Consider the following 16,046-nt stretch of genomic DNA (forward strand, 5'->3'; position numbering starts at 1 on the left):
ACGTGGACCTCGCCTTCCACATCGATGCCCCCTCCAGCTACGAGACCCGCTCGCTGTAGGACGGGCTCGCGGTCGCCATCGACGAGGGGGGAGCGGTGTCCTCGCGGGCTTGTTGGGGCTGTTCTTCCGCGGCGCCGCGTATCGGGTGATTGGTGCGGCTGCGGGCGGAGGCGCGGGCGCGGTCGCACCTCCAGGCGTGAGGCCCATGTGGGACCCTGTGTGGATATGCCTGGAGGGGAAACGCGAGGAGGGTGTCGATTGGGGTGCTTCTCATTCGACGTGGGGATAGAAGCCCGCGCACTTCCTCCGAACGCAGCACGCCCCCTTCCTGGAGCATCCCATGGACACCCCCCTTCCTGCCTCCTCCTCCGCGACGGAGGCTTCCCCGAAGAAGAAGTCGCTGACCCGCCACCTGCCGACGGTGGCCCGCGTCTTCATGGGGCTCATCTTCTTCGTCTTCGGCCTGAACGGCTTCCTGGAGTTCATCCCGCAGCCGCCCATGGATCCGGCGGATCCGGCGGTGGCCTTCGGCATCGCGATGAAGGCGACGGGCTTCCTGTTCTGGCTGGTGAAGGGCACGGAGACGGTGGTGGGCGCGCTGCTCCTGACCAACCGCTTCGTCCCGCTGGCGCTGGCGCTCATCGCGCCCGTCATCGTGAACATCTTCCTGACCCACGCGTTCCTGGCGCCGGCGGGCCTGGGCCTGGCGGTGGTCCTCCTGGCGAGCGAGCTCTTCCTGGCCTGGTCCTACCGGGCGGTGTACCGCCCGATGCTCGCCATGCGGGTCAGCCCCGGCGCGTGAGGCCGATGGCGAAGGGCGACCTGTCGCCGCCCCTCGCCGCCGGCTTCATGGACGACCGAACGCGCCTGATACGTCAGTCGCGGGCGGGCCGCGGCGGCGATCCACCGCGCCCGTGGTGACGAGCTCCTCGCCGGAGCTCACCGCCAGCGACCGCTGCTCCATCGCGGCGGCGCTCGCGGGGGGCAGGCCCGCCCAGTCGCGCAGCCGCGCCAACGCCACGGCGCGCTCCGCGCTGGGAAGCTGGCTGATGCCCGAGCCGTGATTCCCGCCCGGCACGTAGAACCGGTACGAGTCATTGCTGGCGCGCACGGAGAAGGCGCCCGTGGACCAGGGGTCGTTCTCCCCGTAGATGAACAGCATGCGCTGTCCGAACGCCTTCACCCAGCCTTCGATGAGGGGCATGGCGAAGGGGTTGAACCGGTACGGCGTCATGTCGAACGGCACGAGCGCGGACGGGACGTACTGGCCCGGGTAGCGCTGCACGCCGCGCAGGTGGCGCTCCTCGGAGTCATAACTGCCCAACTGCGTGGCCGCCTGGAAGGCATAGGGCGCGTAGTACTCCGAGTCGGAGTCGCTCATGTACGAGAGGCCCACCACCCAGTCCAGGAAGTCCACGATGTCCTGGGCGGGGCCGCCCCGCGCGGGGATGGCATCGCACAGCGAGGCGTCGCCGTACTGCCAGAACGCGAAGGCGAACTCGAGGACGGTGAACTCCAGCGCCTTGTCCACGCCGAGCATGTTGTACGTCAGCCCCTGCGCCTGGGTGGTCTCCACGAAGCGGGGCTCCACCTCCGCGCGCCGCTCCAGCGTCTCGCGCTGGAAGACGCGAATCTTCTCCCGGCACTCCGGGGTGCCCAGCTTCGCGAGGAACCGCACGTAGCGCGGGTCCTTCGTGCCGTAGCTGTTCGGCGCCACGTAGGCCACCGTGGCGTCCACGTCGTTCGGGTAGAACGCCCGGTGATACACGGACGCCATGCCACCCTTGCTGCCGCCGGTGCTGATCCACTTACCGGGAAAGAGGGGCTTGAACGCCTGGACGACGCGGTGATGGTCCGCCGCGGCCTGCTCGATGGAGAGCAGCTTCCAGTCCGCGGGGGTCGGACCCGAGGGCTCGAAGAAGCGGTGCCCCATCAGCAGCTGGTTGCCCCCGAGCAGCCGGGTGGGCTCGTACTGGGAGAAGAACGGGCTGATGCCGTAGCCCGTGCTGGCCAGGACCATGGGCGCTTCCGCGCTCCGGTAGAGGAGCGTCATCCGCTGCAGGAAGCGCGCGCCGTTGGGATGCCAGTGGTCCGCTGGCTGGTCATAGCTCATCAGGAAGAAGCGAACGCCCGGCGCCGGAGACGCGGCCTCCAGCACCGCGAGGCCCGGGATGGCTTGCAATTGCGTCAGGATGTCCGGCGCCGCGTCCTGCGCGCGCACCCGTGTCTGGGATTCTTCCACGGCGTTCGGGACGGCGGCTTCGGGGGCGGCCTCGGGGCCGCCGCAGGCCTGGAGTCCCAGGGCGAGCGCGAGGGCGAGCAGCGAGGGACGTCGCGGGAATCGTTTCATCTGTGTGGGTCCTCCCGGGTGGAGTGGCCAGGCGAAGATGCCGGGTCCGCGTTTCCCATGAAAGGACTTGGCAGGTGATCGCAGACACTCCTTGCGCCGTGGCGTGTATTGTTGGGGGGCGCCACGCGGAGCCTCTGTTCCGGGCACCGGCGCGGCCTTAAGGTCGCGGGCCATGAACGTCTATGAGATTCGCGGTGCCTTCGGCCTGGAGAACCTCACGCGCGCGGAGCGGCCGGACCCCACGCCCGGCCCCTTCCAGGTGCGCGTGCGGGTGAAGGCCACGAGCCTCAACTCGCGCGACCTGATGATGGTGGAGGGCCGCTACAACCCGCGCCAGAAGCTGCCGCTCGTGCCCAACTCGGACGGGGCGGGCGTGGTGGACGCGGTGGGCCCGGGCGTCACCCGGGTGAAGCCCGGCGACCGGGTGATGACGCTGTTCGCGCAGGCGTGGCAGGCCGGCGAGCCGACGAAGGCCATCGTGGGGACGACGCTGGGCGGCCCGCTGGATGGCGCGCTCGCGGACACGGTGCTGCTGCACGAGGACGGCGTGGTGCCCACGCCCGCGTACCTGTCCGACGAAGAGGCGGCCACGCTCCCCTGCGCGGCGGTGACGGCGTGGAGCGCGCTCGTCACGCAGGGCGGGCTCAAGGCGGGCGACACGGTGCTGGTCCAGGGCACGGGCGGCGTGTCCATCTTCGCGCTGCAGATCGCCCGGCTGTTCGGCGCGCGCGTCATCGTCACCTCCAGCCGCGACGACAAGCTGGAGCGCGCCTTGAAGCTGGGCGCGCAGGAGGGCATCAACTACCGCACCACGCCGGACTGGGAGAAGGCGGTGCGCACGCTGACCGGGGGCGTGGGCGTGGACCACGTGGTGGAGGTGGGCGGCGCGGGCACCTTCGAGCGCTCGCTCAAGGCGGTGCGCGTGGGCGGCACCGTGTCCGTCATCGGCGTGCTCTCCGGCGGCGCGGGCACGGTGTCACTCATCCCCATCCTGATGCAGAACCTGCGCGTGCAGGGCGTCCTCGTGGGCCACCGCGAGTCCTTCGAGGCCCTGACCCGCGCGTTCGCGCTCAATGACATCCACCCGGTCGTGGACCGCGTGTTTCCCTTCGCGGAGGCGCGCGCCGCCTTTGAACACATGAAGCAGGGCGCGCACTTCGGAAAGATTGTCATCCGGGTGGGCTGACCCACGCGAAGTGGAAGTGCGCCTCCATCGTGGGCGCCGTGGCGCTCTTCGGCAGCGGAGGGAACGGCGCCGCCTTCTTCACCGCCGCGAGCGCGGCGGCGTCCCACGCCTTGGAGCCGGACTCCGTGAGGATGGCGGTGGAGAGCAGCTTGCCGTCCTTGTCGAGGATGGCCTGGACGATGGTCTTCTTCCCCAGCGCCGGGGTCCCCTTGGGGCCCGGCTGCTTCCAGGCCTTCGCGACGCGCTGGAAGGTCTGCTGCTGGTAGGTGGGGCTGTCCAGCGAGCCCTGGAAGTAGGTCTGGAGCTGGGGGCTGCCGTTCGCGGCGGCCAGCGCCCCGGAGGCCAGGGCGAGCGTGAGCACCACCGCGGCGGGGGTCGGGATGCGGAGCATGGGCCGAATATAGGGCCCGCTCAGGTCCGCGGCTCGGGGCCCTTGGGCGCGGCCGCCTTCGTCTCCGGGGGCTTTCCGGCGGCGCGCTCCGGGAGCCAGGACAGGTCATACACCGCCGCGTCGCCCGCGCTGCGCATCAGCACGACGGACGCGCCGCGCGCGCCGCTCATCTCCAGGCCCGCGGCGAACAGGCCCCGGTAGAAGCCCGAGATGACCACCGGCCGGCACGTGAGCACGTAGCGCGTGGGCCCCGTCTGCTCCAGCCGCGCCTCCAGGTAGTTGGTGCCCGTGCGCAGGTTGCGCGTCATCCGCTCCAGCATCCGGTGCGGGCCCAACAGCCGCACGCCCGCCAGCAGCGCGCTGCCAATCAGCGTGGCCCCGTAGCCCTCCAGGAAGCGCCGACCCACCACCTCCGCGCCGTCGTCCAGCGAGGCCGTCGGTGCCAGCACCGACGCCGCCAGCTTCAGCGACTCCACCCAGACCTCCAGGGGATAGGCGACCGCCAGCTTCCCGCGCGGGTCGATGCCTGCCTCGCGCAGCTGCCGCGCGCACGGTTCGTCCAGGCGGTCACCCAGGGCCCGAATCAGCCCTTCGAAGCTCTGCTGGAAGACAAGGCGTTCGAGAGTCGGCATGCCTTCCCACGCTACCCGTGTGAGCGGGGCTGTCTCAACCCGGTAGGTTCCCAGAATTCGAGAACTTTACGGGGATTGTTTGAAAACGCGGTGCGGCAGGAGGTTCGACGGGTCGGTCGACGTGTCGAAGGGGTGCGGGGATGGGAGCCGCGGGGGCGCGGCGCACCCGTGTGGCGAGGGCTTGGCGGTAGGGTGGCGGTCGCATGCCGCACGACCCTTTCGCCGATGTCTCCACGGCCGCGATGCAGGAGCGCGGAGGTCCCCGGAGCGCTCCCCGTGCCATCCCCGCGCTGACGGTGGTGTCCCATCCGGTGCCCCGGCGCGTGGGAGAGCGGAGCGTGCTCGACGCGGTGGCGGCGGGGCGCACGGTGGCCCTGTCTCGCAACGGACCGGACTTCGCGAAGCCGGGCAGCGCGTTGGGGCTGCCGCTGGCGGACCCCTTCGTGAGCCGCAAGCCGCTGGAGCTCTCCGCCTTGCCTGATGGAGGCGTGCGGCTGCGGGTGCCGGAGGACGGCACGCACGTGGTCGTCGCGGGCGCGCTGCTTCAGGGGACGCGGGACTTCGGGCCCGCTGAGGTGGCGGAAGGCGTGGCGCTGGAGCTGGCGGGGCGCGTGGTGCTGCTGTTGCATCAGGTGGAGCTGGACGGCGAGGGCGTTGGGGACACGCTGGGCATGGTGGGGGAGAGCGCGGGCCTGCGGCGGCTGCGCCGGCACATCGAGCGGGTGGCGGACCTGGACGTGTCCGTGCTCATCCGGGGCGAGACGGGCACGGGCAAGGAGCTGGTCGCGCAGGCCATCCACCGGCTCGGGTCGCGCCGGGCCGGGCGCTTCGTCAGCGTCAACCTGGGGGCCATCCCCAAGGAGCTGGCGGCGGCGGAGCTGTTCGGTTCGCACAAGGGGGCGTACTCGGGGGCGACGCGGGACCGCGAGGGCTTCTTCCGCGCCGCGCACGGCGGCACCTTGTTCCTGGATGAGGTGGGCGAGGCTCCCGCCGAGGTGCAGGTGATGCTCCTGCGCGTGTTGGAGACGGGGGAGCTGTACCCCGTGGGCGCCAGCCAGCCGGTGGCGGTGGATGTGCGGCTCATCGCCGCCACGGACGCGCACCTGGAGGCGCAGATCCGCGATGGGCGCTTCAAGGCGCCGCTGCTCCATCGGCTCGCGGGCTACGAGCTGCGCGTGCCCTCCCTGCGCGAGCGGCGCGAGGACCTGGGCCGGTTGTTCTTCCACTTCGCGCGCGAGGAGCTGGCGGCGCTGGGGGACGTGGGCCGGCTGGACACGGAGGATCCGCACGCGGAGCCCTGGCTGCCCGCGCCGCTGGCGTCGCGGCTGGTGCGGGCGGCGTGGCCGGGCAACATCCGGCAGCTTCGGAACCTGACGCGCCAGCTGGTCATCGGCGGTCGGGGGCAGGCGCTGTTGCAGGCGGACCCGCAGCTGGATGAAGCGCTCGGGGGACCGGACGTGCCCGTGCCGACGACCCCGGGCGCGCGGGGGGAGGCCACCACCGGGCCGGCGCCGGACGCGCGGGGGATGCCCGGCGATGCCGCGAAGGCTCCCGAGGCCCGTGAGCCGGGCGTGCCCCGTCGCAAGCCCTCGCAGGTGACAGAGGCGGAGCTGCTGGCCGCGCTGAGGGCGAGCGCGTGGGACCTGAAGGCGGCGGCGGACGCGCTGGGGATTCCGCGGCCGTCGGTCTACGACCTCATCGACAAGAGCCCGAACCTGCGCACCGCGGGCGACCTGGACGCGGAGGAGATTGCCCGCTGCTTCGAGGCGTGTGGCGGCGACCTGGACGCGATGGTGCGCACGCTGGAGGTGTCGAAGCGCGCGCTGGGGCGGAGGCTGAAGGAGCTGGGGCTGAGCGCGAAGGGACCTTGAGCGGACGCGCGTGACGCGTGGCACGCTGCCTGCTTAGGCGGTGGTTCAACTCTTCCTGGAGACGTCTCATGTCGCGTAACCGCGTCCTCTTCTCGCTGTGCCTGGCTGGAGCCCTGCTCGGGGCCTGTGCGTCCGTGTCCCGTTCCTCGTCCGACACCGCGCGGAGCGAGGCCGAGCCGGTGCAGCCCTGCGCGTCGAGCCCGGACGCGGGCACGGCCGATGTGGTGGTGGACATCACCGCGGACTCCGACGGCAAGGTGCACTTCAGCTCCAAGACGGTGAAGGTGGAGCCCGGCCAGACGGTGGTGTTCGTGTCCCAGGTGCAGCAGGACCGCTGCATCGGTGTGTCGGACGCGTCGCTCTTCAAGGAAGGCGCGGTGAATCCGTTGCCGGTGCCCGCCTGCCAGAGCGCCTCGTGGACGCTGCGCAACAAGGACGCGCAAGGGCAGCACTCGCTGTGGTCGTGCGCGACGAGCGACTGCTCGAAGTGCACCCAGCCCCAGGGCATCACCGAGACCATCAACGGCACGCTCGAGGTCACGGGCCGCGGCGAGGACTAGTCCGACGGCATCCGGGCGAGGGCCTGGCGCAGGTCGTCTCGCAGGCGGTTCGCGTCCTTCCATCCCGGCCGCGCGGTGAGCACGGCCTCGGTCAGCGTCAGGCCCCGCTGGAGGTGGGCGCGCGAGGCCTTCCTCGCGCCCCACTCGCGCAGGAAGGCGCCGTAGGCCAGCCGCGAGTCCAGGTTCGCGGGCTCCAGGTCCACGGCCTGTTGGAAGCTCCGGGCGGCGGCCTCGAAGGAGGCGTCGTCGGGCGCCTCGCCATGCAGGGCCCTCCCGCGTGCCTCCAGCGCCTGGGTCTCCGCCTTCCATCGCCACGCCTGCGCGAGCGACGGGTTGAGCTTCAGCCCGCGCTCCAGCGCCTGCGTGGCCTGGGCGAGCGCGGCCCGTGGATCTCTCCCCTGCTTCAGCGCGAAGGCGGCCACCGTCTGGTGCACCTGTCCCAGGTTGGCCCACGGCTGCGCGAGCCCGGGCAGCAGGGCCGTGGCCTGCTGGAGCGCGGCCTGGGCCTGCGTCGCGCTCGCGGTGGGGTCCTGGCCGCTCAGCAGCGTCCAGGTCGCGCGCCACATGCGCACCTCGCCCAGGTTGTTGTGCGCGAAGCCCACGGAGGGGGCCGCGGCGATGGCCTGCGTGAAGGCGCGCTCCGCCTCGTCCAGCAGGGGCGTTGGCGCGTCGCCCCGGTCCCACGCCTCGCGCGCCTGGTCGAGCAGCACGGTGCCCACGCCATTCAAGAGCGGAGGCAGGCGCGGGTTGATGGCGACGCCCTGGCGATAGCACTCCAGCGCGCGGGCGAGCCCCGGCCCCGCGTCGCCGCCGTGGTCGCGCTGGCGCAGGGCGAGCGTGCGGTGGACCTCGCCCAGGTAGAACCACGGCACGACGTGGCCCGGGTCCAGGGCGCTGGCGCGCTCCAGGGCTGTTCGTGCCTCTTCCAGGTCGCGGTCCGGGGACGGGGCCTTCGGGTGGTTGGCGCGGTTCACGTACGCGGTGCCCAGGTTGATCCACGCGTCCGGCCGCTTCGACTCCAGGGCCAGCGCCCGCTGGTAGGCCTCGATGGCCTTCGCTCGGAAGGGCAGCGAGTCCCCGCCGCGTCCGTCCTCGGAGTCCGCCCACACCTTGAAGACGAGGCCCAGGTCCAGGTGGAAGTCGTAGTCGCGCGCGGACTCTGGGATGGACTCGAAGCCGGCCACGGCGGCCTGGAGCTGTTCGCGTGCGTCCTCGTTCCGGTCCTGCCGGTAGCGGGCCCACTGCCACCAGCCCATGGCCAGCGCGTGGCGTGCGTCCACGCTGTCCGGCGCGAGCCTCAGCGCCTCCTTCGCCGCGTCGAGCGTGCGCAGCAGCAGGGGCTCCACCTCGCCACCGCCGCTGACGCGCACCTGGGCGAGGCGCCGGTGGAGCCGGGCCTCCAGCACCCAGGTGTCTGCCTCGTCGGGGGCCGCCGTCCGCGCGCGCTCCACGGCCTCCATGCCCCGCGTGTACGCGGGCAGCACGTCGCCCTGTCCGGACACCTCCAGCAGCAGGGCCTCTTGCTCCAGCTCCGCGCGGGCCCGGTGGACGGCGGACACGCTGCGGCCGATGTTCGCCGCCGCGTCGTAGGCCCGGCGCCCGGCCTCCAGGTCGTCCCGGGCCGCGTCGCGCTCGCTCGCCAGGGCGTGGCGCACGGCGCGGGCGAGCAGGATGTCGCCCCGGAGCTGGGGCGCTTCGTGGAACCACGGCAGCCGCGAGCCCAGCGCGTCCAGCGCCTTCAGCGCCTCCTCGAAGCGGTCCTCGTGGAAGGCGCGCAGGGCTTCGGCGTACTCGGGCGCGGGCAGCTCCGCGCCCTGGCTCCGCTTCAGGAAGTCCAGCGCCGGGTCGCGAGAGTGGACCTGGGCCTCTCTCTGTTTCGCCGCGCGCTGGGTGGCATCCGGGATCCGGTCCGCCTCCAGGCGCTCGTGCTGGTAGCGGCGGCCCAACACCCGCGCGAGCGCATACGCCACGCGAGGTTCGTGGAACCCGGTGGCCCAGGCCGCCTCCAGGTGCGTGCGCGCGGCCTCCGCGTCACCCAGGGCCAGGAACCCGCGGCCCAGGGCGTAGTGGCCCGGGCCCGCCGCCACGGGGCCCGCTTCGCGCATGGAGGCTTCGATGTCGCGCATGCGGGCGCGCATCGCCTCGCGGTCCCTCCGCGTGTCGTGCAGGGGGGCCTGACCGGAGTAGCGGGCCTGGGCCTCGATGCGCTCCACGCCTTCGGTGAAGCGCCGGGTCAGGGCCTCGCGGCGCGAGACCTCCCGCCGCGCCATCACGCCCTGGCCCACCGTGCCCGCCACCGCGAGTCCGGCGACGCCCGCGACCAGGACGGCGACCCGGTGGCGGGTCACCCACTTGCGGACGCGGTACGCCGGGCCGGTGCGCGCGAGGACCCGGCCGCCGTCGAGGAAGCGCGTGAGGTCGTCCGCCAGCGCCCGCGCGGACCCGTAGCGCCGCGAGCGGTCCTTCTCCAGGCACTTGAGGACGATGGCCTCCAGGTCCGCGGGGAGGGTCGGGTCCAGGTCGCGAGGACGGCGGGGCTCCTGGGTGGAGATGCGGCCGAGCAACTCCAATCCATTGGCGCCAGTGACAGGAGGTTGGCCGGTGAGCAGGTGATAGAGGGTGGCGCCCAGGCTGTAGACGTCCGCGCGGCGGTCCAGGCGGGCGACCTCGCCCCGGGCCTGCTCCGGCGCCATGTACTGGGGCGTGCCCAGCACGGTTCCGGTGGCGGTGGCGCCATCGCCGCCGGTCCAGTCGCGAGCGAGGCCGAAGTCCATCACGTATGGGTGGAGGGCGCCGTCCTCGGCGCGTTCGACCAGGATGTTGGAGGGCTTGAGGTCCCGGTGAATGAGTCCCGCGAGGTGGGCGGCGTGCACGCCCAGCGTGGCGTCGCGCAGCACGAGCGCCTTCTGCTCCACGGACAGGGCGCCGGCCAGGGTGTGCAGCGGCGCTCCCGCGACGTATTGCATGGCGATGTACGCGCGCCCCTGGACCTCGCCGACCTCGTACACGCGGCAGACGCGCGCGTGGTCGACGCGGGCCTGGGCGCGGGCCTCGGAGATGAAGCGGCGCGACAGCTCCGGGTCCTCGTCACGCACGAACTTCAGCGCCACGTCGCGGTGCAGCCGCGGGTCTCGCGCCAGGAAGACGCGGCCCATGCCGCCCTGCCCGAGGAAGCGCAGGGGCTGGTAGCGCTCCCAGTGTGGCAGCGGGAACGCGGGCCCGTCTCCACCCGGGGGAGGCGCACCGCCCGGAGGGAGCGTGTCCTCCGAAGTGGCGGGCCGTGGCGCGTTGTCGTGTGGAGGTCCAGCCTCGCCTGGAGAGGGTGCGGCGCCGGGAGTGGCGGGCTGGGCCCGGTCGTGCGGGCCTTCGCCGCTGTCCGGGGGGAGTGAGGGCCGCGAGCCGTCGTGCGGGCGTTCACCGTTGAAGGGAGGGCTCGCGGGAGGCGGCGTCTCGGTCCCTGCTTCCAGCTCCTTGCGCAGCGACGTGAGCGAGCCGGGCGTGAGCCGCCCCCGCTTCACGAGCAGCTCGAGCGGAGAGGCGCCGTGCCGCGCGGCCTCCTCACGCAGGGCGTCCACCTCTTCGCGGGAGAGCAGGCCCTCGGCCAGGGCCAGCCGCAGCTCCGCTTCGTTCGACTCAAGCACGCAGGGATGCTCCCATCGCGGGCAGCGTAGCGGAGGCTCCGCCCGCCACGCACTCACGCCAACGGCGGGTCCCCCTGCGTCCGTCGCGGCGCGGCTTGCGGCGCCCCGCCGCCTGTTCCCAAGATGCGCGCATGAGCTCCACGTGGGTCCTGGAAACGCCGCCGCCGCCGCCCGATGCGCGCATCGCCTATGGCGAAGCGCCGCAGCAGTTCACGGAGCTGCGCCGGCCGAAGGGCAAGGGCCCGCACCCGGTGGTGCTCTTCGTCCACGGCGGCTTCTGGCGCGCGGAGTACGGCCTGGAGCACGCGGGCCACCTGTGCGCGGACCTGACGAAGCGCGGCTTCGCGACGTGGAGCGTGGAGTACCGGCGCGTGGGCCATGACGGCGGCGGCTTTCCCGGCACGCTGGAGGATGTCGCCTCCGCGGCGGATCACCTGATGGACGCCGCGCCGTCGCTGGGGCTGGACCTGACGCGCGTGGTGGCGATGGGCCACTCCGCGGGCGGGCACCTGGCGATGTGGCTGGCCGCGCGGCACCAGCTGACGGCGAGGCAGCCCCTCTACCGCGACGCGCCCCTGAAGCTGAAGGGCGTGGTGTCCCTGGCCGGGGTGCTGGACCTGGCGCGGGGCGCGGCGCTGGACCTGGGCCAGGGCATCGTGAAGACCTTCATGGGGGGCACGCCGGAGCAGGTGCCGGAGCGCTACGCCGTCGCGTCGCCCTCCGCGCTCCAACCGCTGAAGCTGCCCCAGGTCCTGGTGCACGGCACCGAGGACGACACCGTGCCCCTTCAGATCAGCGAGGCCTTCCACGCCCGCGGGCTCCAGCAGAAGGACCCCGTGCACCTCGTGCCGCTGAAGGGCGCGGGCCACTACGAGCTCATCGACCCGCGCTCGAAGGAGTGGCCCCGCGTGGTGCAGGCGGTGCGGACCCTGCGCTGAGCGCGGGGCCCGCGGCGCCGCGGGTGCTCTAGAAGAGGTTCCAGAGGTACTGGTTCGTCACCTCATGGTGGAACTGGATCTCCGCCTCCTTCACGCGCGTGCCCAGCTGCTTGGGGCACCGGTCCGCGGAGCCCACCTTCAGCTCCGCGTACTTGCCCTGCACCTGCTCACCCAGCGTCTGGGCGATGAACTGGCTGCCCTTGAAGAAGCGGATCGCGTCGTAGATGTTGTCCGGCAGGAAGCGGGTGCGGCTGCGCTTGGTCTCCGCGTCCTCCTGCGGCGCGGGGCCCTCCAGGCCGGTCTTCAGGAGCGTGAAGAGCACCATGTAAGGGTTCGCGTCCGGGGCCACCGAACGGCACTCGATGCGCGCGCTGCGCTCGTTGCCAAACGGGATGCGCACCATGGCGCCGCGGTTGTTCGCGGAGGCCTTGATCTGATTGGGCGCCTCGTAGTGCGGATCCAACCGGCGGTAGGAGTTCACGCTGGAGTTGAGGACCAGGCAGATGTCGTTGGCGTTGTTCAGGAGGCGGTCGATGAACTCCCAGCCCATCCCCGACAGGTTGTCCTGCCCGCCCTTGTCGTAGAACAGGTTCTTGTTGTTCTTCGACAGCGACATGTTGATGTGCATGCCATTGCCATTCACGCCCGTGACGGGCTTGGGCAGGAAGCTGGCCGTCAGCCCCTGCTGCGCGGCCACCTGGCGGCAGAGCAGCTTGTAGAGCTGGATCTGATCCGCGGCGATGAGCGCCTCGCTGTACGAGAAGTTCATCTCGAACTGGGAGGGCGCGACCTCCGGGTGGTCCTTCTCGTTCTGGAAGCCCATGGCGCGCTGCGCTTCCGCGGCCTTGTCGATGAAGGTGCGCAGCCCGTCGCCCGGCAGCGCGTGGTAGTAGCCGCCGATGGAGATGAACTCGAACTTGCCCTCTTCGTGGTAGTGGCGCTCGGCGTCACGGCTCTTGAAGAGGAAGCCCTCGATTTCGGGCGCCGCGTGGAACACGGTGCCGTCCTTCTGGAACAGCGCCTCGGTGGCCCGCTTGAGCTGGCCGCGCATGTCCGAGTGGTACGGCGTGCCGTCGCGCTCCAGCACCTCACAGAAGGCCAGCACCTTGCCGGGGCCAAAGATGTCGGAGGGCAGCCAGTAGAACGCGCTCCAGTCCACGTTCAGGCGCAGGTCGCTCTCCGCCTGCGCGGAGAAGCCGCGGATGGAGGAGCCGTCGAACGTGAGGTTGTCCGCGCTCTTGAGCAGGAACTTCTTGTCGTAGTCCAGCATGTGCAGCCGACCTTCCAGGTCGGTGAAGCACACGGTGATGGCCTTGATGCGCTTCTCGTCCGTCAGGTACTTGATCCGCTCCTCGCGAATCTTGTCCGGAGACTCGCGCCGCAGGCGCTGCTCCTTCACCTTGAGGTTGAGCTCCTCCAACTCGTCGTAGGGAATCTCCAGGAAGTCCCGCAGCGGCTTCTGCTCCATGGTCCTGCCTCCAGGCGTGTCCCCTGCCGGAAGCCCGGTGGGGACAACGAAATCCATGCGCGCAGGTATTTACATTCCGCGCGTTGAAATCAAGCCTAATTTCGGTGAACTGAAGGCTAAAGGCCTTGTCGGGTCGCCCACGGACGGCCCCACGTCAAGGGACGGGGCGCCCGAGGTCCGGGCCAGTGGACACTCCGCGCCGCGTTGCGTCGTCCGCATGTCCGCCTCTGGACGGAGCTAGGGCAGCGGCGTGAGCCCCTGGGCGGGGAGGGCGGTGCCGGCGGGCCAGAGCACGTAGGCGGCCCCTCGGGAGTGCTGCCATGCGCGCCACAGCTCGGCGCGCGGGTACGTGGCGCCGGTGGTTTCGTTGGAGGAGAAAGCAGGATCATTGACGACGACGTCGCCGGTGGCGGTGAAGCCCTTCACGACGATGAGGTGGCCGTCGGTGCGGCGGGCGGCGCCGCCGGGGAGCTCCCCGGGTTCGTAGGCGATGCTGATGCTGACGGGGATGCCGGCGGCGATGAGGCGCTCCACGGGGGCGAAGGAGTCGAAGCGGGCGACGAGCCCGTGCAGCGCGCCGTCCGCCATGTGGGCGGCGTAGGCGGTGTTGAAGCTCCAGTTGCCGGTGCCCTTGTAGACCCAGTCATAGGTGTGGGCGGCGGCGGTGGGGACGGGGTGTTCCAGGTCCGCGCGGTGGAGCTTCCGGCCCCAGTACCCGAGCAGCATGGTGGTGGACGTGGGGGAGCACCAGACCTCGCCGCCGTCGGGGTAGACCATCTGCGAGTAACCGGGCACGTCCAGCACGGTGCCCCACGCGGTGCGGTCCGCGGTGGCGTCCTGGGGCGTCAGGCGCGTGTCGGTGAGGGCGGCGGCGAGCGCGCGGACGCGGGGGCTCACGCCGGGGCGCTCGGAGAAGAGGGACACGGTGACGCGCAGGGCGTCCGCGCGGCGCTTCAGGTTGAGCGTGTCGGTGAGGACGTTGCCGTCGCCGTCGCCCTGGCCGTCCACGCTGTGGCGCGCGACGGTGGCGGTGTCGAAGGCCCAGATGCCCAGCTCGTAGTCCTTCGTCCAGGTGCCCTCGATGCGGGCGGCGACGGTGAGCTTCACCCAGGTGCCGGGAGGCGTCTGGGCGTCGAACGAGGGCACCACGCTGTCGAAGCCGCCGGGGACGGACTGGAGCTCCGAGGTCGCGGTGCCGACGTGGAACGCGCCGCCGTTGTAGAAGCTGCCGCCGTCCGTCCAGCCGCCGGCGGGGAACGGATCCGTGCCCCGCTTCGCGGTGCCGGGGTCCAGCTCCAGCGCGCCGTCGGCGGAGACGCGGGTGCCGTCGCGGGTGAAGCGCGCGAGGTCGCCGGTCATCGCGGTCCGTTGCCAGAGCCGCGCCGGGGAGCCCGCCTCCGTGGGTGTGTCCACGGGAGGCGACGGGGGCGAGGAGGCGCACGCCCAGACGCACGAGGCGAGCAGGACAGCGGAGAGGACGCGGGCGCGGGCGTTCACGCGCCCGATTCTCTCAAACGCTCGCAGGGGCCTACAAGATTGGATTCCTTGAAAGTCCGGTTGGACGACAGGGGTTGCTTTCCGAGGGCTGTCGAGGGACGTCGCTCAGGCCCAGAGCTCCTGCTCCAGGGTGTCCAGCAGGGCCAGGGCGGCCTCGGGGGTGGGCATGCCCGCCTCGGTGACGATGCTCGCGTCGAGCGGCACGGCGACCTCCTCGCGCAACACCCCCACCGCGCGCCGCTGGGCCTCGCGCAGGCCCTCGCGGTCCTTGTCGGAGAGGCGTGGCTGGGCCCACTGATGGATGTCCCAGGACAGGGCCGCGTGCCGCGTCTCGTCCTCCGCGATGCGGGCCATGGCCTCGCGCACCTCCAGGTCGCGCGCGTGCAGGGCCTGGTGGTGGGCGAGCAGCGCGCCGTACGTCTCGCGCACGCAGCCCTCCACGGCGTTCTCCAGGGCCACGTCGACGAGGGAGCGCGGAGGCAGCTCCGTCACCACCGGGCGCGGGGGCGTGGCACCGAAGCGCCGCGCGAGCCGGTCCGTGACCTGGGCGTGCTGGACCTCCTCCATGGCGCTCCGGTGCGCCGCGTCCTGGAGGCCCATGTCCGCGCCGTGCAGGGCCAGCTCGTCGCGCAGCCGCAGGAACGCATGCACGGACGCCGCCTCCAGGTGCGCCGCGTTCGCGAAGTAGCGGCCCAGCGCGTCCTCGCCCCCGCACGCGTCCGCGACCTGGAGCCCCACGGGCCGCCGGCCGATGTTGCAGTTGGGACTGCCCTTCTCCAGGACATGCTCCTCCAGCTCCCGGACCTCGCCCGACGCGGACACCCGCACCACGTGCTGCGTCAGCGCCGTGCCGGCTCCGCAGGCATAGCCCTTGTTCCCGATGACGTTGAAGCTGCCATCCGCGTTCTTCTTCACCGCGCCCTGCTCCAGCGTGGAGCAGCTCAGCGCGTAGCCCGCCGCGAAGGTCCGGAGCACGGCCTCCTGTTCGGTGTCGAGGGTCCCCAGCAGGCCTTGGAGGGCGTCCTGCGTCGCGTAGGTCTTCACCGCGTCACCGGACGTCGTGACCAGGAAGTATTCGGTGCAGGAATCGATGCAGTCCCTGTGGAAGCCCGAGGCCACGTTCGCCTGTTCCAGGGCTGCCTCGCAGGCGGGGACGTCGATGGCTGTCGCGCAGGCCCGGCCGGAGGTGGAGGCGGGATTGGACCCGGCGGCTCCTTGATAGGGATTGAGAGAGCGGAGCTGGACGAAGTCCGGCGCGGGGGAGATCCGCAGGTCCCCGAGCGCGGGGTGGCCCTGGTCGCACTCGATCCGCGAGTAGCCCTCCAGGTCCGCGCCGCCACAGCCCGCCAGCACCAGCGGCGTGGCGAGGGTCGTGCGCAGCGCCCGTGAGAAGAGGTGCCGCAGCCGGTGGACGTTCAAGGATGACTCCCAGGCGGAAGGGTGCCCGGGGCCTGGAGCAATGCGGATGCCAGGAGCCCTTCACCGTCGGCTCCCTCGGAGCGGGGCGCCCGG

At 71.9% G+C, this 16,046-nt stretch carries 12 protein-coding genes; 5 read left to right on the forward strand and 7 right to left on the reverse strand.

Annotation, left to right across the window (positions count from 1 at the left end):
• Positions 1-340 precede the first annotated feature (340 nt).
• Positions 341-802: a DoxX family protein gene (locus FOF48_RS31600; protein ID WP_143907840.1), complete on the forward strand. Its 462-nt coding sequence runs from the start codon at positions 341-343 to the stop codon at positions 800-802.
• A 45-nt stretch (positions 803-847) separates the two neighbouring features.
• Here the strand turns inward: FOF48_RS31600 and FOF48_RS31605 are convergent, their stop codons facing one another.
• The gene (locus FOF48_RS31605; protein ID WP_161663524.1) at positions 848-2,350 is read right to left on the reverse strand and encodes a S28 family serine protease; all 1,503 of its coding nucleotides are present in this window, start codon (positions 2,348-2,350) and stop codon (positions 848-850) included.
• A gap of 172 nt (positions 2,351-2,522) precedes the next feature.
• Between FOF48_RS31605 and FOF48_RS31610 the strand changes: the two genes are divergently transcribed.
• Positions 2,523-3,536: an NAD(P)-dependent alcohol dehydrogenase gene (locus FOF48_RS31610; RefSeq protein WP_143907844.1), complete on the forward strand. Its 1,014-nt coding sequence runs from the start codon at positions 2,523-2,525 to the stop codon at positions 3,534-3,536.
• On the opposite strand, the gene FOF48_RS31615 is transcribed toward FOF48_RS31610, so the two are convergent.
• Positions 3,520-3,927 carry a TonB family protein gene (locus FOF48_RS31615; RefSeq protein ID WP_143907846.1) on the reverse strand — a complete coding sequence of 136 codons (408 nt, stop codon included), beginning with the start codon at positions 3,925-3,927 and terminating at the stop codon, positions 3,520-3,522. The genes FOF48_RS31610 and FOF48_RS31615 overlap by 17 nt on opposite strands.
• Positions 3,928-3,947: 20 nt before the next feature.
• Positions 3,948-4,559 (reverse strand): DUF2378 family protein, encoded by a 612-nt coding sequence (locus tag FOF48_RS31620; RefSeq protein WP_143907848.1) that lies wholly within the window; start codon positions 4,557-4,559, stop codon positions 3,948-3,950.
• Between the two features lie 203 nt (positions 4,560-4,762).
• Here FOF48_RS31620 and FOF48_RS31625 point away from each other — a divergent pair, with 203 nt between their 5' ends.
• Both FOF48_RS31625 and FOF48_RS31630 read left to right on the forward strand, forming a co-directional pair.
• A complete protein-coding gene (locus tag FOF48_RS31625) occupies positions 4,763-6,430 on the forward strand; it encodes a sigma 54-interacting transcriptional regulator (RefSeq protein ID WP_143907850.1) in 1,668 nt (555 codons plus the stop codon).
• A gap of 68 nt (positions 6,431-6,498) precedes the next feature.
• Positions 6,499-6,990: a hypothetical protein gene (locus FOF48_RS31630; RefSeq protein WP_143907851.1), complete on the forward strand. Its 492-nt coding sequence runs from the start codon at positions 6,499-6,501 to the stop codon at positions 6,988-6,990.
• Here FOF48_RS31630 and FOF48_RS31635 read toward each other — a convergent pair.
• A complete protein-coding gene (locus tag FOF48_RS31635; protein ID WP_255442894.1) occupies positions 6,987-10,631 on the reverse strand; it encodes a protein kinase in 3,645 nt (1,214 codons plus the stop codon). The two genes, FOF48_RS31630 and FOF48_RS31635, sit on opposite strands and share 4 nt — an antisense overlap.
• A gap of 131 nt (positions 10,632-10,762) precedes the next feature.
• Here FOF48_RS31635 and FOF48_RS31640 point away from each other — a divergent pair, with 131 nt between their 5' ends.
• Positions 10,763-11,569, forward strand: a complete 807-nt coding sequence (locus FOF48_RS31640) for a S9 family peptidase (RefSeq protein ID WP_143907853.1) — start codon at positions 10,763-10,765, stop codon at positions 11,567-11,569.
• A gap of 28 nt (positions 11,570-11,597) precedes the next feature.
• Here the strand turns inward: FOF48_RS31640 and FOF48_RS31645 are convergent, their stop codons facing one another.
• The 3 genes from FOF48_RS31645 to FOF48_RS31655 all read right to left on the reverse strand — a co-directional run bounded on the left by FOF48_RS31645 (position 11,598) and on the right by FOF48_RS31655 (position 15,953).
• Positions 11,598-13,037, reverse strand: coding sequence for a glutamine synthetase family protein (locus tag FOF48_RS31645; protein WP_143907855.1), 1,440 nt, complete (start codon positions 13,035-13,037; stop codon positions 11,598-11,600).
• A gap of 237 nt (positions 13,038-13,274) precedes the next feature.
• Positions 13,275-14,534, reverse strand: a complete 1,260-nt coding sequence (locus tag FOF48_RS31650) for a C39 family peptidase (RefSeq protein ID WP_143907857.1) — start codon at positions 14,532-14,534, stop codon at positions 13,275-13,277.
• A 105-nt stretch (positions 14,535-14,639) separates the two neighbouring features.
• Positions 14,640-15,953, reverse strand: a complete 1,314-nt coding sequence (locus FOF48_RS31655; RefSeq protein ID WP_143907859.1) for a ferritin-like domain-containing protein — start codon at positions 15,951-15,953, stop codon at positions 14,640-14,642.
• Positions 15,954-16,046: the final 93 nt, after the last annotated feature.

The organism is Corallococcus sp. Z5C101001 (assembly GCF_007352635.1).
GTDB classification, from domain to species: Bacteria; Myxococcota; Myxococcia; order Myxococcales; family Myxococcaceae; genus Corallococcus; species Corallococcus silvisoli.